The organism is Pelomonas sp. CA6, from assembly GCF_022549225.1.
Lineage (GTDB): Bacteria > Pseudomonadota > Gammaproteobacteria > Burkholderiales > Burkholderiaceae_C > Roseateles.
Genome location: NZ_JAKZFD010000003.1, coordinates 263,364 through 283,224, shown reverse-complemented (window position 1 = coordinate 283,224; position 19,861 = coordinate 263,364). Strand labels below are relative to the sequence as shown.

Sequence of the window (19,861 nt, the reverse complement as noted above, 5' to 3'; positions counted from 1 at the left end):
GCCCATGTCCCAGCCCCTGCGCGTCGATCTCATCGTCTACCCCGGCTTCAAGGCCCTGGAGGCGATCGAGACGCTCAGCGTGTTCGAGTACGCCAACCACCACCTGCTGCAGCACGGACGCCCGCGCGGCTATGCGCTGCGCATCGTCGCGCCGCAGGCCGGGCGCGTGGCCTCGGACATGCCCATGGCGCTGGAGGCCGCGGCACCACTGTCGCTGCAGGACCTGCCCGACCTGGCCGTGATCGTCGGCGTGCGCGACATCGACAGCGCGCTGCAGCGCCAGCCGGCGCTGGTGGACTGGGTGCGCGCCGCCGCGCCGCGGCTGCCGACGCTGGTGGCGCTGTGCACCGGCTGCTTCTTCCTCGCCGCCGCCGGTCTGCTGGACGGCCAGCCGGCCACCACGCACTGGAGCGCCGTCCCGCTGCTGCGCGCCCGCTTCCCCGCGGTGCGCGTGGAGCCCGACCGCATCCATGTGCGCGCCGGCCGCATCTGGACCTCGGCCGGCGTCACCGCGGGCATGGACCTCGCGCTGGCGCTGGTCGAGGAGCACCATGGCCGCGCGCTGGCGCTGGAGGTGGCGCGCGACCTGGTGATGTACCTGAAGCGGCCCGGCGGCCAGTCGCAGTTCAGCGTCCACCTGCAAAGCCAGGGCACCGACCATCCCGGCATACGCGCGGCGCAGGACTGGGTGCTCGCTCACCTGGACCAGCCGCTGCCGCTGGCCGAGCTGGCCGCCAGAGCGCTGATGAGCGAGCGCAATTTCCGCCGCCAGTTCGGCCGCGCGGTGGGCCAGAGCCCGGCGCGCTTCATCGAGGACGCCCGGCTGGAGGCGGCGCGCCGCCTGCTGGAGGACAGCGAGCTGCCGCAAAAGACCGTGGCCGCGCGCGTGGGTTTCGCGTCGGAGCAGGCGCTGCGCAAGCTGTTCGCGCGCCGGCTGGGCGTGTCGCCGCAGGACTACCGCGCCCGCTTCGGCGGCAGCGCCGGCTGAAGCCCCGCCGCGCGGCGCACCGGATCAGCCCTGCGGCCCGCCCGGATCGTGGGGCGCCGCCGTCTTGTGGCCGGCCTTGTCGGCATACATCGCACGGTCGGCATGGGCGAGCAGCTCGTCTTCGCTCAAGCCATCGTCGGGACACAGTGCATAGCCGACGCTGGTCGTGACGCGCACCCAGACCCCGCTGGGCAGCGCCACCGGACGTGCGATCTCGGCGCGCAGCCGGGCCAGGATGAGCTCGCATTCCTGGCGGTCGTGCAGCGCGGGCAGCAGCAGCACGAACTCGTCGCCGCCGACGCGCGCCACCGTGTCGTGCGCGCGCACGCCGGCCAACAGACGCCGGCCCAGTTCGCGCAGCAACTCGTCGCCGGCGGCATGGCCATGGCGGTCGTTGACCGGCTTGAAGCCGTTCAGATCCAGGAAGCACACCGCCAGGCATTCCTGCGTGCGCCGGCTCAGCTGCACGGCCTGGCGCAGCCGGTCCATCAGCAGCAGGCGGTTGGGCAGGCCGGTCAGGCCGTCATGGAAGGCCACATGCTCCACCCGCTCCTGCTGCGCCTTCAGCGCCGTGATGTCCAGCGACATCCACAGGTATTCGCCGGTTTCGGGCGACAGCAGCGCACCGCTGACGTCGACCCAGACCGGGCGCCCGTCGCGGCGCAGCAGTTGCAGTTGCCCCCGGTAAGGGGCACCCGCCTGGAGCACCGGGTAGGCGACGCGGCCGAATTCCTCGTACTCCTCCTGCGTGCGGTAGAGCGCGCGCGACTCCAGCCCCAGCAGCTCGCCGGGCCCGCAGGCGAACATGCGCTCGCTGGCACGGTTGCTCCACACGATGCGGCGCTCGCGCAGCTTCAGGATGCCGATCAGGTCGTTGTCCAGCATCGCCTCCTGCTGGCGATTGAGCTGGCGCAGCGCCTTGCGCGTGGCATCCAGCTCGGTGATGTCGTACATCACCGAACGGCTGCGCTCGAAGCGCCCCTGGGCGTCCCACACCGCGGTGGCCGACACGCTGACCCGCCGTGGCGGACCCTGCCGCCCCTGCAGGTCGAACTCCAGCGGGCCGATCACGCCGTCGCGCAGGAACTTGGGAAAGTGCTCGTCGAAGCGGCGCTGATCCTCCGGCGTGAAGAAATCGCGCGGCCCCAGCCGCCCCATCAATTCCTCCTCCGAACAGCCCAGCCAGTTCAGCATCACCGCATTGGCCTGGCAGAACTTGCCCTGCGCGTCCAGCGAATAGTAGGCGCAGGGCGCGCTGTCGTAGAGATCGTGCATGCGCGCGGTGATCTCCAGCAGCTGCGCCTTGAGCTCGCGCCTTTCGGTGATGTCCCGCCCGACGGTCTGTACCTGCAGCAGCCGGCCGTCCTCGTCGTAGGACGCGCGGTGGACGAATTCGCCCCAGCGCAGCCGGCCCTTGGGATTGCGAAAGCGGCTCTCGGTCACGACCACCGGGTTGTCCGGCTTCAGGCGCGCCAGCCGCGCGTCGACCGCCGGCCGGTCCTCCGGTCCCACCAGCAGGTGCCAGGTCTTGTTGGACAGGTCCTGACCCTCCAGCCCGAAGGCGGCGCGGCCGGCCGGGTTGGCCAGCAGGAAATGGCCCTCGCGGTCGAAGCGGAACAGCATGTCCGTCTGGTCGTCGATCACGGTCTGCAGTTCGCGCTGGCTTTGCCGCGCCCGCTGGTTGGCGGCGAACAGGTCGCGCGACAGGCTGCGCAGCCGCTGCACGACATAGGCGCAGGCCAGCGAGGTGAACACGAAGGCGATCAGCGCGAAATTGCCAGGCCGGTCGCTGTGCCAGGAGTGATAGGGCGGCGACAGGAAATACACCCCGACCGCGCTGCTGAACACCATGACCAGCAGGCCCGGGCCGACCCCGCAGAAATACAGCGCCAGCACCACCGCGGGATAGTAGGTGGCGTAGGTGAGGCGGACCTCGACCGGGATGAGCACCATGCGCAGCGCCGTGGCCACGGTGAAGATGGCCAGCGCCAGCAGATAGCGCAACAGGATGCGGTCGCGGTCGAGGAGTAGGCGCTCGGGCATGCGAGGGGCGGCTGGACGGCTGGAAGTGGGCCTGCGCCGCAGCGGCGCTGTGCGACCCACTCTATCCGCATCGGCACGCGGGCAGAAGCCCCCCTGAGACGCTGTCGCGGCGGGGCGACTCAGGCTCTGCGCAGGATCAATTCAGGCACCAGCCGGCGCAGCGCCAGCAGCAATTCTTCACGCGCCGCCCCCCAGGGCCGACCCGCCGAGGGCGACCACTGACCGCCGGCGCGCGCCTGCTGCAATGCCCAGCGCGGCACGCCGGCGGCGGCCACCTGTGCGGCCAGGCGCAGCAGTTCGACCTCGTCCAGCCAGTCGGCGTCGGCCGTGGTGCGGCATTCGTAGTCCAGGCCGGCGCTGCGACGGGCCTCCCGCAGCAGCGCCAGGCAGGCCAGCACCGGCTCATGCGCTGCGCGCACGCCGGTCACGCGCGCATAGCTGCCGGCCTCGTCCAGCGCCGCCTTCAAGTCCAGGCCCACCCAATCCAGCAGCGGCAGCACCTGGGCCAGGCGCTGCGGGTAGATGCCGGCGGTGTGCAGCCCGGTGGCAAAGCCCAGGTTGCGCACGCGCGCCAGCGCGGCCGGCAGCGCGGCATCCAGCAGCGGCTCGCCGCCGCTGAAGACCACGCCGTCCAGCAGCCCGCGGCGGCGCTGCAGCCAGGCCTCGATCTGCGCCCAGTCCAGCGCCCCGGGCTCGCGCGGCTGCAGACCGGCGTTGTGGCAATACAGGCAGCGCCAGGGACAGCCCTGCACGAAGACCACGGCCACCATGCGTCCCGGCCAGTCCACCGAGCTGAAACGGGTCAGCCCGCCGACCTGCAGGGCCAGCGCGTCGGGCGGAACGGGCCGGGTGGCGTGCATCGCTCAGTCCCGCAGCTGGGCGCGCGCTTCGACGAAGTGCTGGCGCTCGGCGAACTCGCCCTGCTTGCCGGTGTTGAAGGAGCTGACCGGGCGGTGGTAGCCCATCACGCGGGTCCAGACCTCGCAGCGCTGGCGCTCCTCGTCGCGCAGCGGCGGCACGGACGGGGCGCGGGTGGCGGGGGTCGGGTCTTGCATCATCGGTGGCCTCCTTGGGCGTGGTGAAGAAATCGTCGGGCGGGGCGTCAGGCGCAGGCGCAGCCGGCCTCGCTGCCGCAGGGCTGGCGCCGCGCGAGCAGCTCGGCGTCGCAGGTGGGGCAGAACTCGTGGTGCCCGCTCAGATAGCCGTGCTTGGGGCAGATCGAGAAGGTCGGCGTGACGGTGATGTAGGGCAGGCGGAAGTTGGACAGCGCGCGCCGCACCAGCTCGCGGCAGGCCGTGCTGCTGGAGACCGCCTCGTTCATGTACAGATGCAGCACGGTGCCGCCGGTGTACTTGCGCTGCAGTTCGTCCTGGCGCTCCAGCGCCTCGAAGGGATCATCGGTATGGCCCACCGGCAGCTGCGAGCTGTTGGTGTAGTAGGGCTGCTCCGGCGTGCCCGCCTGCAGGATGGACGGGAAACGCTTGCGGTCTTCCTTCGCGAAGCGGTAGGTCGTGCCCTCGGCCGGCGTGGCCTCCAGGTTGTAGAGGTGGCCGGTTTGCTCCTGGAACTCCACCATGCGCGCACGCACGTGGTCCAGCAGGCGCAGCGCCAGCGCATGGCCGGCCGGCGTGGTGATGTCCTCGCGGTCGGCGCTGAAGTTGCGGATCATCTCGTTGATCCCGTTCACGCCCAGCGTGGAGAAATGGTTGCGCAGCGTGCCCAGATAACGCCGGGTGTAGGGGAACAGGCCTTCGTCGATCAGGCGCTGGATCAGCTTGCGCTTGATCTCCAGGCTGTCGCGGCCCAGCGCCAGCAGGCGGTCCAGGCGCGCCAGCAGCCCGGCCTCGTCACCCGCGTGCAGATGGCCCAGGCGCGCGCAGTTGATGGTCACGACGCCCAGCGAGCCGGTCTGCTCGGCCGAACCGAACAGACCATTGCCGCGCTTGAGCAGCTCGCGCAGGTCCAGCTGCAGCCGGCAGCACATGGAGCGCACCATGTTGGGCTGCAGCTCGGAGTTGAGAAAGTTCTGGAAGTACGGCAGGCCGTAGCGCGCCGTCATGTCGAACAGGGCCTGGGCATTGGGGCTGTCCCAGTCGAAGTCGGGCGTGATGTTGTAGGTGGGGATGGGGAAGGTGAAGGCGCGGCCCTTGGCGTCGCCGGCCATCATCACGTCGATATAGGCGCGGTTGATCAGGTCCATCTCGGCCTGCAGCTCGCCATAGCGGAAGGGCATCTCGCGCCCGCCGATCATGGGCACCTGCTCGCGCAGGTCCTCGGGGCAGGTCCAGTCGAAGGTCAGGTTGGTGAAGGGCGTCTGCGTGCCCCAGCGCGAGGGCACGTTGAGGTTGTAGATCAGCTCCTGCATGGCCTGGCGCACCTGCGCATAGTCCAGGCCGTCCTTGCGCACATAGGGCGCCAGGTAGGTGTCGAAGCTGGAGAAGGCCTGCGCGCCGGCCCATTCGTTCTGCAGTGTGCCCAGGAAGTTGACGATCTGGCCGACCGCGCTGCTGAGGTGCTGCGCCGGCCCGGCCTCCACCTTGCCCGGCACGCCGTTGAGCCCCTCGTTGAGCAGGGTGCGCAGCGACCAGCCGGCGCAGTAGCCGCTGAGCATGTCCAGGTCGTGGATGTGCAGGTCGGCCTCGCGATGCGCGCGCCCGATCTCGGGCGGATAGACCTGGTCCAGCCAGTAGTTGGCGACCACCTTGCCGGACACGTTGAGGATCAGCCCGCCCAGGCTCCAGCCCTGGTTGGCATTGGCCTTGATGCGCCAGTCGCGCTGCTGCAGGTACTCGTCCATGGTCGCCTGCACGTCGACCAGGGTCTGGCGTGCGTCGCGCAGCGCGCGGTGCTGCTCGCGGTAGACCGCGTAGGCCCGCAGCGTGGCGCGCAGGCCGGCGTCGAACAGCGCGGCCTCCACCGCGTCCTGCACCTGCTCGACATCGGGCGGCGCGCCGTCGGCCGCGGCCTCGGCCAGGCGGGGCAGCACGCCCTGCTCGGTGATGCGGCGCGCGCCGGCCGGGTCCAGCTCGCCGGTGGCCGCGCCGGCGCGGGCCAGCGCATGGGCGATCTTGGCGGCATCAAAGGGCAGCAGGCGGCCGTCGCGCTTGCGCACCAGAGCGGGCAGAGGGTGGGCGTGGAGGGAAGAGGCTGAGGCGGTCTGGCGCGTGAACATGACTAGATCTAGTGGCGTTCGAGACAGCGGCACACTATAGGTAGTGCATTCACTCGATCCACCGTCGACCCAGCCAAGTCTTGCGCCAGCGCAAAAGCGCAGCGCCGGCACGCGCGCCGGGACCGGATCTTGCAAGTCCTCGCAGGCCGGAACGCGGCGCCCCAGACAGGGCGCAAGCGCTCGTTCAGGCCGCGATGCGCCCGCCCTCCTCCTGCGCGAGCGGATCCAGCAGGTCCTCGCCGTTCTCGTCCAGCAGCACCAGCGTCAGCGATTCGCCGGCGCGCGCCTCGTCGATCTGCGCGCGGCTCATGCCGACGAAGAAATGGGCGAAGGCCGCCTCGATGGCATCCAGCGCAGCGCGCGCGGCGCAATGCCAGCGGTCCGCGCCCTCGCCGGCCGCCAGGCGGCCGTCCAGCCAGGTCTGCACCACGCCACGCGGCCCGCCCAGGGCCGCCTCCAGCACCCGGGCGGCCACGCCCTCGGCCAGCGGGCGCTGGTGGTAGGGGACCATCACCTGGTCCAGAACGATGCGATAGCGGCGCACGGCAATCCTCCTGTCTGGGGCCGGCTCGGGCCGGCTTGTTCGATGTCTGTCGGTTCGATGGATAACTGTATTTTTATACAGTATCATGGCGCATCACAAGGCTTTGCCCGTACAAGGAGATCGCCATGCTGCTGGACCTGAACGACCCGAACAGCATCGTCCGCTGGTGGGAGGTCTATCCGGAACGCCATGGGCCTTTGCTGAAGGATCTGGCCGCGCTGCGGCCGCAGTACCGTCATGCGATCAATGCGGCGGGGCAGCTGATCGAAGGCTCGCCGCGCCTGCGCGACCGGCTGGAACGCGCCCGTGCGGCGGAGGCCGCCTGGCAGGAACGCCTGGCGGCCGGGCGCGCCGCCTGGGACGCGGCGGACGACGACGCCGCGGACGACCCGCCCCCGCCCGAGCTGGCCGACTGAGCCCCCCTTCGCGTCACTGGAACATCTGCCGCAGCACCTGGGCGTTGCTCAGGCCACCGGGGTTGCCCAGCGTGGAGTCGGAGGCCAGGTTCCAGCAGGCCAGGTGGGCCAGCGCATTGACCAGCGGCGCGGTCAGGCGCAGCTGCAGGAAGGTGTCGTAGCGCGGGAAGTCGCCCAGGCTTTCGACGTCCAGCCAGCCCTGCGTGTAGGGGGGCAGCTGGGCCCACCAGCTGGCGACGTGGTCGTTGTACACCCACAGCAGCTCCACGCTGTCCTGCGCCGGCACGTCGAACCAGGGGTTGGGCAGCACCTTCAGCGTCTGGCGCACCAGCATGGACCCGCCCGCCACGCGGGCCGCCAGCAGCTGCTGCTGCAGCGCGGTGAAGGCACTGGTCTCGAACACCTGGTTGTGGCGGAACAACCGGTTCGCGCCCTGCCCCGGCTGGTCCGGTCCGTAGGGCACATAACCCTGCGCCGACGAATAGGGCTGCAGGCCGAACAGCGGCGGGATGTCGTCCGAAACGATGACCTCGCCGCGCTCCGGATCGCGGGCAATGGCCTGGTCGGTGTTGACGAACACGATGAGGCGGGGCACGCCGCGCGCCAGCATGGCGTTGACGCCCAGGTTCTCCAGGCTGCCCCCGTCGGCGAAGCGGTAGGCCAGCACCTGCTGGCTTTGCCGGCCCTGCACCGGCCAGTAGGGGTAGCGCGGCACCAGACCGTTGAGGTCGGGGTACTGTTCTTCGAACATCTGCGCGAAGGCGGCGCTGCTGCTGCCCACGATGTCGCTCAGGCTGAAGGCGCGCGCCGGCCGGCTGCTCAGCACCTGGCCCGGCTTGGATTCGCCCAGGTAGCTGCCGCCCATCGCGAAGGACTCGATCAGCCCGCCGCCCAGCGCGCCCTGCTGCTGCGCGTCCTTGGGGAAGGCGGCGCGCACGCCCAGCATGAAGTTGGCCTCGAAGGGCACCAGCTCGGCGTCCGTGCCATCGTTGGTGAACAGCGCGGTGTTGAAGATGGGGAAGGGCCGGTGCCGCTGCACGGTGATGAACTGCTCGGCCTTCAGCCCCGGGTTGCGTGCCAGCGGGCCGTTGGCGGCGTGCAGATAGGCGTCGGTCCAGCTGAAGAAGCGCGTGTCGAAACCGCGCGCATCCGGCGCCCACAGTCCGTAGTCGCGCAGCACGAACTGGCCGATCAGCCCTTGCCACAGCTGCGGGTTCGCATAGTGGTAATGCTGCTTGAGCCGGTAGAGCTCGTCGAGGATGCCGCCCAGGCTCAGCCGCGTTGGCACGCGGCCCAGGTTGTTGGGCGTCTGCCGCGAGAGCCGGTCCCAGCTGAGCTTGGACGGGTCCAGCTCCACCTCGCCGAGGAAGTCGTCGTCGGAGATGCGTTCGGGCAGGTAGGTGTACAGCGCGTTGGCCCAGGTGCCCCCCGACACCGAGGAGCTGGCGAAGACCTGGTCCAGCAGGCCCAGGTAGCGCAGCCCGCGCAGCTGGCCCATCGCGCAGCTCAGCGCGCGACTGCCGCCGCCCGAAAAGCACAGCCCCACGGAGCGCGGGCCGGCGCGCGGCTGCAACTCGTCATCGCCGGCGTCCAGCGGCAGGATGCGCACGTTCAGATTGGAACCCATGGCTGACTCCCAAGAAAGCCGTCGCGCGCCGACCGAGGGGCGACCCGTCGGCGATGCCCGGCGCCGGCCGACGGCGGAACCGGCGGGCGTCGTGGCCGCGCTGTGGCGCGGCCGGCTCGGGGCGCACTGCCCCTTCTATAGAACGACATGGCCCGCCAGCGCACGACAGGCGCGCCGCCGCCCGCCGCCGCCGCGTGCGCACAGCGGCCGGCGGCGCCACAATCGGCGGCGATGACGGACCGCCTGTTTCTTCGCCTGGACGGCGACCCGCTCTATGCGCCCGAGACCTCGGTGCCCGCGGGCGCGCTGCGCGAGCTGGCGCTGCCCGCCGCGCTGCGCCCCCATGTGGCGCATCTGCTGGCCTACCGCGAAGAGCTGCCGGCGGGCCTGACGCTGCGCGAGCGCGTGCTGCCCGACGGCGCGCTGCGGCTGATCGTCGAAGACCTGGATGCCGGACCGAGGCTGATGCTGGCGGGCCCGAGCACGCAGCCCGTGCTGCTGCAGCTCAGCGGTCGCCAGCACGGGCTGTCGCTGACGCTGCGGCCGGGCGCCGCCCAGGCCTTGCTGGGCCTGCCCGCCCACGAGCTGGCCGAGCGCGTGCTGCCCTGGGACGCCGTGGTGGCGCCGCGCTGGCGCGATCTCGCCGAGCGCCTGCAGGCCCGGCGCGGCGATGCCGCGCGGGCGCGGTGCCTGCTCCAGACCCTGGAGGCCATGCGGCGCGATGGCGCGGCACCGGACCCCCGCCCCGTGCTGGCCGCCGGCCGGCTGTTCGAGCAGGGGCAGGGCCGGCGCTCCGTCGCCGAGGTGGCGCGCCAGCTGGGGCTGGGCGAGCGGCGACTGCAGCAGGTCTTCCGTGCGCAGATGGGGCTGACCCCCGCCGCCTTCGGCCGCCTGGCGCGCCTGCATGCCTGCCTGCGCTTGCTGCGCCGGCCCGCCGCGCGGTCGCCTCGCTGGCCTGAGCTTGCGCTGGAGGCCGGCTTCTACGACCAGTCGCATCTGATCCGCGAGTTCCGCGCCCTGTGCGGCCTGACGCCGCAGCAGTACCTGGACGAGGCGCGCGCGCCGGCCGTTTCGGATTTGTCCAAGACGCGGGCCTGAGCCGCCGCCTACAGTGGCTTCATCCCCTAACCGAGGAGGCGCACGATGAAGACATTGGAAGGCCGCATCGCCGTCGTCACTGGCGCCAGCCGTGGCGCCGGGCGCGGCATCGCCGAGGAGCTGGGCGCGGCCGGCGCCACGGTCTATGTGACCGGGCGCAGCACGCGCGCCGAACCGGCCGACCGCTACGGCCAGATCCTGGCGCTGTCCGGACTGACCCGCCTGCCCGGTTCCATCGACGAGACCGCCGAGGCCGTCACCGCGGCCGGTGGACGGGGCATCCCGCTGCGCTGCGACCACAGCGACGAGGCGCAGGTGGCGGAACTCTTCGAGCGCGTGGAGCGCGAGCAGGGGCGGCTGGACCTGCTGGTCAACAACGCCTGGGGCGGCCACGAGGTCTTCGACGGCGTCTTCCAGCAGCCCTTCTGGGAGCGTTCGATGGCGCAATGGGCGCCCATGTTCGAGCATGGCGTGCGCAACCACGTGCTGAGCAGCCGCCTGGCCGCGCCGCTGATGATCCGCCGGCGTGCCGGGCTGATCGTCACCACCACCTTCTGGGACCGGGACCGCTACCTGGACGGCAACCTCTTCTACGACCTCGCCAAGGCCTCGATGACGCGACTGGCCTTCGCGATGGCGCAGGAGCTGCGTCCGCAGGGGGTCGCCTCCGTGGCCGTGTCACCGGGCTGGATGCGCACCGAATTCGTGCTTGCCGGCCATCACACCGACGAAGCCCATTGGCGGGAACATCCCGCGCTCGCGCGCACCGAATCGCCGCGCTACCTGGGCCGCGCCGTCGTCGCGCTGGCGGGCGATGCACAGATCCTGGCCCGCAGCGGCCAGGTCCTGCGCGTCGGCGACCTGGCCCGCCACTACGGCTTCCGCGACATCGACGGGCGCTGGATCGCGCCGTTCGAGCTGGATTGATTCCCCCTCGGCCAGCAAACACGCGGCCCCCCGGAAGCGCCGGCGCTCATGACCCAGAGCCGCCCGCCGCATCAGCGAGCCCTGGCAAGAGGACCAGCGTGGAGTCGAGCCGTACCCGGCGAGCGACTTAAAGCCTGTGTGGTGGCCTTGCCCGGGTGGTTGTCGGGCCAGCACTGGGCGTTCAGCGCATGCCCCGGTCAAATCGCATTCAAGGCCCTCTTCTTGGGTTACTTTCTTCTGGGCCTTCAGAAGAAAGTGACTCGCCTGCCGGGGCGAGACCCGGCGGGCTCTGTGCCACGCACGGGAAGCACGAAATAGGCGAAATAGGCGAGAAGCGCGAGATACGCGAGGAGCACGAGATGCGCGCAAAGCACAACACAGACCCCCGTCACCCCCTCGCAAACACCGCCATCCCCACCACCCCCACGCCCAGCGCCAGGTTCACCGCCACCAACCGCCGGATGCGATTCAGTGCCGCCGCCGCCGCCGGCCAGTCCTGCGCCTCGCTGCAGCCTCGCAGCTGCGGAAAAAGCCGCAGCGCGATGACGGCGTAGACCACCGCCATCACGCCCCCCAGCGCCGCCATCGCATGCCAGCCCACTGGCGCGCCGGCGAACCCCACCGGCGCGAGCAGACCCGCGCCGCTGCCCAGCACCAGCAGCACCGCCACGGCCATGTAGCGCAGGAAGCGCCCCAGCGACGCGGTCCACAGCGACAGGCGCTGCGGTGGCTGCAACACCTGGGCCGCCGCCGGACGCAGGCAGAAGTACGCGAAAAACATGCCCCCCATCCACGCCATCGTGGACAGCAGGTGCACCAGCAACAAGACCTGTCTCAGCATCCATTTCCCCCCTTGACCGATGCCCCCGGATCCAACAGCCGGCCGCCCGCGTGTCATCGAAGGTCTCGAGTGGTCAACGCCTTGGCGTCACGACGGTCCCGGGCAGCGCGGCGATGAGGCGCGCCGCGGGCTCCGCGGCCGGATCCAGGAGGATGCGGGGCGCATCATGGCATCCCCACGGGCCGTCGGCCAGGTGGGTGCTCGCCCTGGCCACGACTGTTTCGCGCGGGTTGCGAAAGATACAGCGGCGCGGGGTCCCGCGGCGGGGCCGGGCGGATCGACCTCAGCGCAGCGCGCCGCCCTGCTTACGGCGCAGCGCATAGACCGCCGCCTGCGTGCGGTCCTCCAGCTGCAGCTTGTCCAGGATGCTGGTCACGTGGTTCTTCACGGTCTTCTCGCTGAGGCCCAGACGCGCCGCGATGCCGGCGTTCTTCATGCCGGTGGCGATCAGGTCCAGGATCTCGGCCTCGCGCGGGGTGAGCGCATCGTCGGGCGCCGCCGTGCCGTCGCGCGCCGCGGTCAGCGCGCGGATGGTCGCTGCGGCCAGACGCGGATGCAGCGCCGGCTCGCCGCGCGCGGTGCGCTCGATGGCCTGCACCAGCTCGGGTGCCGGCGTGTCCTTCAGCAGGTAGGAGATGGCGCCGGCCTGCATCGCCTCGGCCAGGTACTCCTCGCCTTCATGACTGGTCAGCAGCATGACCTGGCTGCGCGGGCTCAGGCGCTTGATCTCGCGCGTCGCCTCGACGCCGTTGCGGCCCGGCAGCAGCAGGTCCATCAGTACCACGTCGGGCGCCTCGCGCTGCACCGCGTCGATCGCCTGCTGTGCGTCGGGCACCGAGGCGACCAGCTGGAAGCCGCCATGCGCCTCCAGCACCGCCATGATGCCGTAGCGCACCACGGCATGGTCGTCGCAGATCAACACCTTGATCATTCATCCTCCTTGCCCGTGTCGGGGCGGAAACGCAGGCACACCACGGTGCCCTGCGGGCCCGAGTGCACGGCCAGCGAGCCCCGCGGCAGCGCCTGGGCGCGCTCGCTCATGGACTGCAGGCCCTGGCCTGGGCGGGTGTTACCGGGGTCGAAACCGCGGCCATCGTCCTCGATGCGGACCTCCAGCATGCCGTCGGCCGCCTGCGCCGCGACGCGCAGCTCGCGCGCGCCGGCATGGCGCACCGCATTGGCCGCGGCCTCGGCGACGATGCGCAGCAGCTGGTGCTGCTGGGGCGCCGACAACGCGGGCACCGCGTCCAGTTCCAGGCGCCAGCCGATCTGCCCGGTCCAGGCCGCCAGCGTCTCGTCCACCAGCGCCGCCAGCGGCCGCTCGCTGGCCACCGGGCGCAGGCGCAGCAGCATCTCGGTCAGGTCGCGGTAGACGGTCTGGTTGATGGTGGTGGCGCGCTCCAGCAGCGCGGCCGCCTTGTCCGGCTCCTTGCGCAGCCATTGCGCGGCCGCATGCAGTTGCAGCCCGGTCGCGAAGACCTGCTGCTTGACGCTGTCGTGCAGCTCGCGCGCCAGGCGCTGGCGCTCCTTCAGCGCGGCCAGTTCCTGCTCGGCGCGCAGCATGTCCTCGATGCGCCCGGCCATCGCGTCCAGCGCGGCGGCATGGCTGCCCAGTTCGTCGGTCGCACGGTCGCCGATGCGGGTGGAGAAGTCGCCGCGCGACCAGGCCTGCGAGGCGCGCGTCATCGCGCCCAGGCGGCGCGACAGCCAGTAGGTCAGCGTCACGCCCAGCAGCAGTCCGGGGATGGAGATGATGGCGACCAGCAGCCAGAAGGCCTCGCCGGTGTCGCGCAGGGCGCTGCTGAGATTCTTGCGGAAGCTGAACTCGGCGTAGTGGCGCACCAGCAGTGTGCCCTCGGGCTGCAGCGGCAGCACCAGCAGGCGTTCGCTGGCGGAGACCGTCTGCAACCGCTCAGCGCTGGGCAGCCAGGTTTGGGGCGTGGGCAGGCCCGGGGCGTCGATGCGCGCGATCGCGCTGCCGTCGGCATCGTAGGCCGCCAGGCTGATGCGCGGCGTGGCCGAATAGGCCAGGCCATAGCTGGTCGCCGAGCCCTCAATGTCGTGCAGCCGGTCCTGCATCGCTTCCAGCAGGCTGCGGGCCAGCTGCGCGTCGCCCAGGCGGCCGCCCAGCAGCGCGCGCTCGCGCCGCACCTCGTCCTTCAGCCGCTCCGGCCGCACCATGTCGCGGAAGGCCATCAGGTCGAAGAAGGGGCCGATGGCCAGCGTGGCGACGACGGAGCCGACGAGGATGATGCCCACGCCGGCCAGCGCGAGCTTCCACCACAGTGATTTGACGATTGGCTTCATGGGCAAACGCCCACGGTGAGCAGGCTGCCGCAGTCTAGCCCTCGCCGTGGCGCACTGCGCCCCGCGTCTGGGACCAAAGTCCCGGTCCGCCCGAGACCCGGGGCTCCCCCGCCCGGCGCCAGTCTCATGCGCATCCGCCTTGCCCTGCCTAGATTTCAGGCTTCGACGCCCTTCAACCACAACGCCAAGACGGCCCGCCATGACCGCCCGCCACTCCACGCCCCGAACACCGCCGCCGCGCTGGCCGGCCGCCCTGCTTCCCCTGCTGCTGCTGAGCGCCTGCGGTGGCGACCCTGCCGCCACGCCACAGGGCCCCGCCGCGATGCGCGTCCAGGTCATCCAGGCCCAGCCGCAGACCGCCACCGCGCCGCTGCAGCTCAACGGCCGCATCGTCGCGCGCGACGCGCAGCTGATCTATGCCCAGCACGAGGGCCTGCGCGTGCAGCGCGTGCTGGTCGAGATGGGCGAAAGCGTGCGCGCCGGCCAGCCCCTGGTGGAGCTGGACGGCCGCGCGCTGCGCGCCGAACAGCAGCAGGCCGAGCAGTCCCACCAGCGCGCCAGCGCCGCGCTGGCCAGCGCGCGCGCGCAGTTGGCGTTGGTCGAATCGCGCCTGACCCAGCAATTGGACGAGACGCGCCGCTTCGAGCAGGTGGCGGACAGCGGCGCGGTCAGCCCGCTGGACCTGGGCGCGCGCAAGGCGCTCGCGGAACAGCTGCGCCAGGAGCGCCAGTCCGCGCTGCACGCGCTGCAGTCCGCGCAGGCCGAGCAGACCTCCACCCTGGCCGCCGCGACGCTGGCGCGCCAGCGCGCGCAGGACACGCTGGTGCGAGCGCCGGTGGCCGGCGTGATCAGCGAGCGCCATGCGGTCGCCGGCATGCTGACCAGCGCCAGCGGCGAGCCGCTGTTCCGCCTCGCGGCCGGCCAGGACCGCGAGTTCGAGGCCGCGCTGGATCCGGCGCAGGCCCAGCGGCTGCGCATCGGCGCGCCCGCCCGCATCGAGGTGCCGCGCGCCGACCGCCTGGGCCGCGCCAGCGTGCCGGGCCGGGTGCGCGCGCTGGACGCCAGCCTGGGCGACCAGGGCCGACGCGGTCTGGTGCGCATCGCCTTCGACGCCGGCGCGCTGCCGCCGCTGTCGCTGGGCATGGCGGCCAGCGCCAGCGTGGACACGCTCACCGCGGACGGCCTGCGCATCCCCGCATCGGCCGTGCAGTTCGACCCCCATCCCTGGGTCTATGTGGTGGACGACAACGCCATCGTGCGCAAGCGCCGCGTCGACCTGGGGCCTGACGGCGCGCTCGTCGTCGCCGGGCTGCGCGCCGGCGACTGGGTGGTGCGCTCCTCGGCCGCGCTGCTGAACAACGGCCAGCGCATCGAGCCGCTGCGCGCCGCCTCGCCGCCGGCCGGCAGCGCTTCGGCAGCCGCCTCGGCGCCAGCCTCGGGAGCCTCGCGATGAAGCTGAAGATCTCGAGCTGGGCCATCGACCACCCGACCCCGGTGGTGCTGATGTTCCTGTTGCTGTCGCTGCTGGGCCTGGCGGCGTACTGGAAGCTGCCGGTGGCCGGCAACCCGCGCGTGGAACTGCCCATCATCAACGTCAGCGTGTCTCAGCCCGGCGCTTCGCCGGAGGAACTGGAGGCCAACGTCGCGCGGCGCCTGGAGGACGCGGTCGCCGGCGTGGCCGGCATCAAGCACACGACGACCACCATCGCCAACGGCAATGTGCAGATGACGCTGGAGTTCGTGCTGGAGGCGTCGATCGACCGCGCCGCCAACGACGTGCGCGACGCCGTCGCGCAGGCCCGGCCGCAGCTGCCGCAGAACATCGCCGAGCCGCAGGTGACGCGCGTGGACGTCAGCGGCGGCGCGCTGCTGAGCTATGCGGTGCGCTCCGACACACTGGGGCCGGCCGAGCTGAGCCGCCTGGTGGACGAGCGCCTGGGCCCGCGTTTGCTGGGCGTGCGTGGCGTGCAGCAGTTCAAGCGCCTGGGCGGCGCGGTGCGCGAGCTGCGCGTCGAGTTGGACCCGGCGCGCATGAGCGCGGCCGGCGCCACCGTTGGCGAGATCGTGCGCCAGCTGCGCGGCGCCGAGGTCAACGCGCCCGGCGGCACGGTCAGCAATGCGTCCGGGCAGCTGCTGCCCATTCGCGTGATGGGCAGCAGCGACAGCGCCGCGGCGCTGGCGCGCCGGCCCATTCTGCTCAGCTCGGGCCGCACCGTCGCGCTGGGCGACCTGGGCGCGGTGCAGGACACCGAATCGGCCAGCGAGCTGCTGGCGCTGCTGGACGGCCAGCCGGTGGTGACGCTGGACCTCTACCGCAAGCGCGGGGCCTCCGAGCTGGCGATGGCCGAGGCGGTGAAGGCCGCGCTGAAAGAGTTCGAGGCCGAGGAACCGCAGGTGAGGCTGGAGCTGTTCTACGACGGCGTGGACGCGACGCGCCTGAGCTTCGGCGGCGCGCGCGACACGCTGATCGAAGGCGTGATCCTGACCGTGCTGGTGATCTGGCTTTTCCTGCGCGACGGTCGCGCGACCTGGATCGCCGCGACGGCCATTCCGCTGTCGCTGCTGCCGACCATGCTGGTGATGCAGCTGAAGGACTTCCAGCTCGATTCGGTCAGCCTGCTGGCGCTGATCCTGGTGATCGGCATCCTGGTCGACGACGCGATCGTCGAGATCGAGAACATCGAGCGCCGCATCGAGCGCGGCGAAAGCCCGCGCCAGGCGGCCGCGACCGGCGCGGACTCGCTGGGACTGGCGGTGGTGGCCATCACGCTGACCATCGTGGCGGTCTTCCTGCCGGTGAGCTTCATCGGCGGCGTGGTCGGCAAGTACTTCTCCGAGTTCGGCCTGACCACCACCTTCGCCGTGCTGTCCTCGCTGGTCGTGGCGCGCCTGGTCACGCCGCTGATGTGCGCCCACCTGCTGCGTCCCAAGCCCCATGCCAAGCGCGAGGAAGGCGCCATGGAGCGCGGCTACATCCGGCTGCTGAACGCGGTGCTGGCGCATCCGCGCCGCAGCCTCGCGGCCGGCGCGGCGCTGCTGGTGCTGACGCTGGGCCTGGTCGGCGCGGTGCCGTCGGGCTTCATGCCCAAGACGCGGCCGCTGGCGATCGAGCTCAACTACGAGCTGGCGCCCGGCGCGACCCTGGCCGACTCGGCGCGCGCCGCCGAATCGCTGCGCCATGCGCTGCACGGCCTGCCCGACGTGCTGGGCGTGTTCGCCTACGACCGCGGCAGCCCGGAGCTGGGCGGGCTGCGCGTGCTGCTCAAGCCGCTGTCCGAGCGCCAGCAGTCGCAGGGCCAGCTGGAGGCCGCGCTGCGCGAACGCATGCGTTCGGTGCCGGACCTGCGCAGCACGCTCATGCTGCTGGACGGCAGCAAGGAGCTGAACCTGAGCTTCGTGTCGCGCGATGGCGCCAAGCTCAGCGCATCGATGGAAAAGCTGGCCGACGAGGTGCGCGCGCTGCCGCAGCTGCGCGATGTGGAGCTGGCCCAGCAGCCGCTGATGAGCACGCTGGACGTGCGCCTGCGCCCCGAGGAGGCCGCGCGCCTGGGCGTGGACACCCAGGCGGTCGCCGACGCGCTGCGCCTGGCCACGATCAGCGAGCTGGACGCACTGCTGCCGCAGCTGCCGCTGGACAGCCGCCAGATCGTCGTGCGGCCGCGCCTGGCCGGCGGCAAGTCGCTGGACCTGGAGCAGCTGCGCCAGATCCCGGTGCCCACCGCCAAGGGCGGCACCGTGCCGCTGGCGGTGGTGGCCGAGCTGCAGCGCAACAGCGCGCGCGCCGGGCTGACGCGGCTCAACCGCGAGCGCAGCGTGCAGCTGCAGGCCAACCTGACGCCCGGCGTCACGATCAGCCAGGCCATGGAAGCCATCGAGGCCCTGCCCGCCTACAAGGGCCTGCCGGCCGGCGTGCGCCAGGCCGCCTATGGCGAGACCGAGTACATGAACGAGATGTTCGAGCAGTTCGCGATCGCCGCGATGGCGGGACTGGTGGCGGTCTATGCCGTGCTGGTGCTGCTGTTCGACGACTGGCTGCAGCCGCTCACCATCATGCTGGCGCTGCCGCTGTCGCTGTGCGGCGCGGCGGCGGCGCTGCTGATGACCGGGCATTCGCTGAACCTGTCCACGGTGATCGGGCTCTTGATGCTGTTCGGCATCGTGGGCAAGAACTCCATCCTGCTGGTGGATTTCATCGTCGAGGCGCGCAAGGCCGGCGCCGAGCGCATGGAGGCCATCCTGCACGCCGGCCGCGACCGCATGCGGCCCATCCTGATGACCACGCTGGCCATGGTCGGCGGCATGCTGCCGGCGGCGCTGGGCTGGGGCCACGACGATGGCTTCCGCGCGCCCATGGCCATCGCGGTAATCGGCGGGCTGCTGACCAGCACGCTGCTGAGCCTGGTCTTCGTGCCGCTCGTCTATCTGGAAATCGATGCGCTGGAGCATCGCTTCAAGGCCTGGGTCGCCCGTCTGCGGCCCGCGAAGGAGTCGACATGAGTGTTTCGTGGCGCTGGAGCGCGATCTGTCTGGCGGCGGCCCTGGCCGGCTGCAGCACACCGCCGCCCACCCCGGCCGCGCTGCCGCAGTCGTTGAGCGCGGCCCCGGCCCGCGACGACGAGGCCCCGCCGCGTCCGCAACCGCTGCAGCTGGACGAGGCCGCCGAGCGCCTGGTCGCGCTGGCGCTGCAGCGCAGCCCCGAGCTGGCCAAGGTGGAGGCGCGGCTGCGCGAGGCGCAGGCCCAGGCCGGCGTGGCGTCGGCACGGCTGTGGCCGGGCGTGGAGCTGGGCGCCTCGGCCGGCCAGGGCCTGGGCACGCCCACCGACCCCGCGGCGGACGCCAAGGGCCCGCGTGTGCGCCGCACCAGCACCAGCGCCAGCCTGTCCTGGGAGCTGGACCTGTTCGGCCGCAACCGCCAGGCCTCGCGCGCCGCGGTGCTGGAAAGCGATGCCGCGGCGGCCGACCTCGCCGCCGCGCGCGTGACCCTGGCCAACACCGTGCGCGCCGAGCTGGTGCGCTACCGCGCGGCGCTGCGCGAGCGGGCGCTGACCGACGCGCTGCTGGAGACGCTGCGCGCCAGCCATGCGATGGAAAGCCGGCGCGTGCAGGCCGGCCTGGTCGACGCGACCGAGCTGTCGCGGCTGGGCGCCGAGTTGCGCGCGCGCGAAGCGGGCCTGGCGCAGCAGCGCGCCGAGCAGGACAGCCTGCCGCTGCGCCTGCGCAGCCTCAGCGACGTGCCGCTGGACGAGATACGCGCCGCCGCGCAGGCCGCCGAACAGCCCTGCAGCCTGGACGCGCCGCGCAGCGTGCCCCTGCAATGGCTGACCGGGCGGCGCGACGTCGCCGCCGCGCAGGCCCGGCTGGAGTCCGCCGTGGCCGGCGCGCGGAGCGCGCGCGCCGCGCTGCTGCCCAGCTTCAGCCTGAGCGCCAGCGACGAGCGCCAGCGCGACCGCAGCCGCGACCTGCCCGCGCTGCTGATGCGCAGCACGCAGCAGTTCCTGGGCCTGCAGATGGCCTGGTCGGTGCTGGACGGCGGGCAGCGCCGCGCCGAGGCGCGTGCCGCCGAGGCCCGCAGCGAGGCCGTGGCGGCCGACTACCGCCTGACCGTGCTGCGCGCCGCCGAGGAAACCGAAGCCGCGCTGCAGCGCCATGCCGCGCTGGACCAGGCCCTGCGCCAGCAGCAAGAGGCGGCCCTCAGTGCCGAGCAGTCCTGGCGCCGCGCCCGTATCCGCGTGGACGCCGGTCTGGAAAGCCGCCTGGCCGCCAGCCCGCTGGAGCGCGAGTACCGCGAGCGCGCCCTCAGCACCCACACCACCCGCCGCGACCAATGCCTGGCCGCGATCGACCTGAACCGCGCCCTGGCCCTGTCCGAAGCCGCGGTCCGGCCCTGAACCCTGGTGC

16 protein-coding genes are annotated in these 19,861 nt (G+C 72.0%); 7 read left to right on the top strand and 9 right to left on the bottom strand.

Annotated features, from left to right (window positions below; genetic code table 11):
* The first annotated feature begins 4 nt into the window (after nt 1-4).
* Nucleotides 5-988: a GlxA family transcriptional regulator gene (locus tag LZ017_RS07275; protein WP_241395941.1), complete on the top strand. Its 984-nt coding sequence runs from the start codon at nt 5-7 to the stop codon at nt 986-988.
* A gap of 24 nt (nt 989-1,012) precedes the next feature.
* Here the strand turns inward: LZ017_RS07275 and LZ017_RS07270 are convergent, their stop codons facing one another.
* The 5 genes from LZ017_RS07270 to LZ017_RS07250 form a co-directional block, all read right to left on the bottom strand.
* Nucleotides 1,013-3,031 (bottom strand): diguanylate cyclase domain-containing protein, encoded by a 2,019-nt coding sequence (locus tag LZ017_RS07270; RefSeq protein ID WP_241395940.1) that lies wholly within the window; start codon nt 3,029-3,031, stop codon nt 1,013-1,015.
* Between the two features lie 119 nt (nt 3,032-3,150).
* The gene (locus LZ017_RS07265) at nt 3,151-3,891 is read right to left on the bottom strand and encodes an anaerobic ribonucleoside-triphosphate reductase activating protein (RefSeq protein WP_241395939.1); all 741 of its coding nucleotides are present in this window, start codon (nt 3,889-3,891) and stop codon (nt 3,151-3,153) included.
* Between the two features lie 3 nt (nt 3,892-3,894).
* The gene (nrdD, locus tag LZ017_RS07260; protein ID WP_241396096.1) at nt 3,895-4,086 is read right to left on the bottom strand and encodes an anaerobic ribonucleoside-triphosphate reductase; all 192 of its coding nucleotides are present in this window, start codon (nt 4,084-4,086) and stop codon (nt 3,895-3,897) included.
* 47 nt (nt 4,087-4,133) lie between these two features.
* Nucleotides 4,134-6,203: a ribonucleoside triphosphate reductase gene (locus LZ017_RS07255; protein WP_241395938.1), complete on the bottom strand. Its 2,070-nt coding sequence runs from the start codon at nt 6,201-6,203 to the stop codon at nt 4,134-4,136.
* Nucleotides 6,204-6,387: 184 nt separating this feature from the next.
* Nucleotides 6,388-6,747 (bottom strand): hypothetical protein, encoded by a 360-nt coding sequence (locus LZ017_RS07250; RefSeq protein ID WP_241395937.1) that lies wholly within the window; start codon nt 6,745-6,747, stop codon nt 6,388-6,390.
* 125 nt (nt 6,748-6,872) lie between these two features.
* Between LZ017_RS07250 and LZ017_RS07245 the strand changes: the two genes are divergently transcribed.
* A complete protein-coding gene (locus tag LZ017_RS07245) occupies nt 6,873-7,163 on the top strand; it encodes a hypothetical protein (protein ID WP_241395936.1) in 291 nt (96 codons plus the stop codon).
* Between the two features lie 13 nt (nt 7,164-7,176).
* Here the strand turns inward: LZ017_RS07245 and LZ017_RS07240 are convergent, their stop codons facing one another.
* On the bottom strand, nt 7,177-8,790 hold the full coding sequence (locus LZ017_RS07240; RefSeq protein WP_241395935.1) for a hypothetical protein: 1,614 nt from the start codon (nt 8,788-8,790) through the stop codon (nt 7,177-7,179).
* 231 nt (nt 8,791-9,021) lie between these two features.
* Here LZ017_RS07240 and LZ017_RS07235 point away from each other — a divergent pair, with 231 nt between their 5' ends.
* Nucleotides 9,022-9,888: a helix-turn-helix transcriptional regulator gene (locus tag LZ017_RS07235; protein WP_241395934.1), complete on the top strand. Its 867-nt coding sequence runs from the start codon at nt 9,022-9,024 to the stop codon at nt 9,886-9,888.
* Between the two features lie 45 nt (nt 9,889-9,933).
* Nucleotides 9,934-10,815, top strand: a complete 882-nt coding sequence (locus LZ017_RS07230; RefSeq protein ID WP_241395933.1) for an SDR family oxidoreductase — start codon at nt 9,934-9,936, stop codon at nt 10,813-10,815.
* A 388-nt stretch (nt 10,816-11,203) separates the two neighbouring features.
* Here LZ017_RS07230 and LZ017_RS07225 read toward each other — a convergent pair whose 3' ends face one another.
* From LZ017_RS07225 to LZ017_RS07215, 3 genes are all read right to left on the bottom strand, one after another.
* Nucleotides 11,204-11,656, bottom strand: coding sequence for a CopD family protein (locus tag LZ017_RS07225; protein WP_241395932.1), 453 nt, complete (start codon nt 11,654-11,656; stop codon nt 11,204-11,206).
* Nucleotides 11,657-11,939: 283 nt separating this feature from the next.
* A complete protein-coding gene (locus LZ017_RS07220; protein WP_241395931.1) occupies nt 11,940-12,587 on the bottom strand; it encodes a response regulator transcription factor in 648 nt (215 codons plus the stop codon).
* Complete coding sequence (locus tag LZ017_RS07215; protein WP_241395930.1) at nt 12,584-13,963, bottom strand: sensor histidine kinase; 1,380 nt, start codon at nt 13,961-13,963, stop codon at nt 12,584-12,586. The genes LZ017_RS07220 and LZ017_RS07215 overlap by 4 nt, the downstream gene beginning before the upstream one ends.
* Nucleotides 13,964-14,162: 199 nt before the next feature.
* Between LZ017_RS07215 and LZ017_RS07210 the strand changes: the two genes are divergently transcribed.
* Genes LZ017_RS07210 through LZ017_RS07200 form a run of 3 tightly spaced genes read left to right on the top strand, consistent with a single transcriptional unit; the run spans nt 14,163 to nt 19,851 of the window.
* Nucleotides 14,163-15,416: an efflux RND transporter periplasmic adaptor subunit gene (locus LZ017_RS07210; protein ID WP_241395929.1), complete on the top strand. Its 1,254-nt coding sequence runs from the start codon at nt 14,163-14,165 to the stop codon at nt 15,414-15,416.
* The gene (locus LZ017_RS07205) at nt 15,413-18,460 is read left to right on the top strand and encodes an efflux RND transporter permease subunit (RefSeq protein ID WP_241395928.1); all 3,048 of its coding nucleotides are present in this window, start codon (nt 15,413-15,415) and stop codon (nt 18,458-18,460) included. The genes LZ017_RS07210 and LZ017_RS07205 overlap by 4 nt, the downstream gene beginning before the upstream one ends.
* The gene (locus LZ017_RS07200; protein WP_241395927.1) at nt 18,457-19,851 is read left to right on the top strand and encodes a TolC family protein; all 1,395 of its coding nucleotides are present in this window, start codon (nt 18,457-18,459) and stop codon (nt 19,849-19,851) included. Before LZ017_RS07205 ends, LZ017_RS07200 begins: the two co-directional genes overlap by 4 nt.
* Nucleotides 19,852-19,861 lie beyond the last annotated feature (10 nt).

Excerpts from the sequence above, each read along its gene's own strand:
- LZ017_RS07235 (WP_241395934.1), top strand. The coding sequence starts at position 9,022 with ATGACGGACCGCCTGTTTCTTCGCCTGGACGGCGACCCGCTCTATGCG.
- LZ017_RS07200 (WP_241395927.1), top strand. The coding sequence starts at position 18,457 with ATGAGTGTTTCGTGGCGCTGGAGCGCGATCTGTCTGGCGGCGGCCCTG.
- LZ017_RS07230 (WP_241395933.1), top strand. The coding sequence starts at position 9,934 with ATGAAGACATTGGAAGGCCGCATCGCCGTCGTCACTGGCGCCAGCCGT.
- LZ017_RS07210 (WP_241395929.1), top strand. The coding sequence starts at position 14,163 with ATGACCGCCCGCCACTCCACGCCCCGAACACCGCCGCCGCGCTGGCCG.
- LZ017_RS07240 (WP_241395935.1), bottom strand. The coding sequence starts at position 8,790 with ATGGGTTCCAATCTGAACGTGCGCATCCTGCCGCTGGACGCCGGCGAT.
- LZ017_RS07270 (WP_241395940.1), bottom strand. The coding sequence starts at position 3,031 with ATGCCCGAGCGCCTACTCCTCGACCGCGACCGCATCCTGTTGCGCTAT.
- LZ017_RS07205 (WP_241395928.1), top strand. The coding sequence starts at position 15,413 with ATGAAGCTGAAGATCTCGAGCTGGGCCATCGACCACCCGACCCCGGTG.
- LZ017_RS07255 (WP_241395938.1), bottom strand. The coding sequence starts at position 6,203 with ATGTTCACGCGCCAGACCGCCTCAGCCTCTTCCCTCCACGCCCACCCT.
- nrdD (WP_241396096.1), bottom strand. The coding sequence starts at position 4,086 with ATGCAAGACCCGACCCCCGCCACCCGCGCCCCGTCCGTGCCGCCGCTG.
- LZ017_RS07215 (WP_241395930.1), bottom strand. The coding sequence starts at position 13,963 with ATGAAGCCAATCGTCAAATCACTGTGGTGGAAGCTCGCGCTGGCCGGC.
- LZ017_RS07245 (WP_241395936.1), top strand. The coding sequence starts at position 6,873 with ATGCTGCTGGACCTGAACGACCCGAACAGCATCGTCCGCTGGTGGGAG.
- LZ017_RS07225 (WP_241395932.1), bottom strand. The coding sequence starts at position 11,656 with ATGCTGAGACAGGTCTTGTTGCTGGTGCACCTGCTGTCCACGATGGCG.
- LZ017_RS07275 (WP_241395941.1), top strand. The coding sequence starts at position 5 with ATGTCCCAGCCCCTGCGCGTCGATCTCATCGTCTACCCCGGCTTCAAG.
- LZ017_RS07220 (WP_241395931.1), bottom strand. The coding sequence starts at position 12,587 with ATGATCAAGGTGTTGATCTGCGACGACCATGCCGTGGTGCGCTACGGC.
- LZ017_RS07265 (WP_241395939.1), bottom strand. The coding sequence starts at position 3,891 with ATGCACGCCACCCGGCCCGTTCCGCCCGACGCGCTGGCCCTGCAGGTC.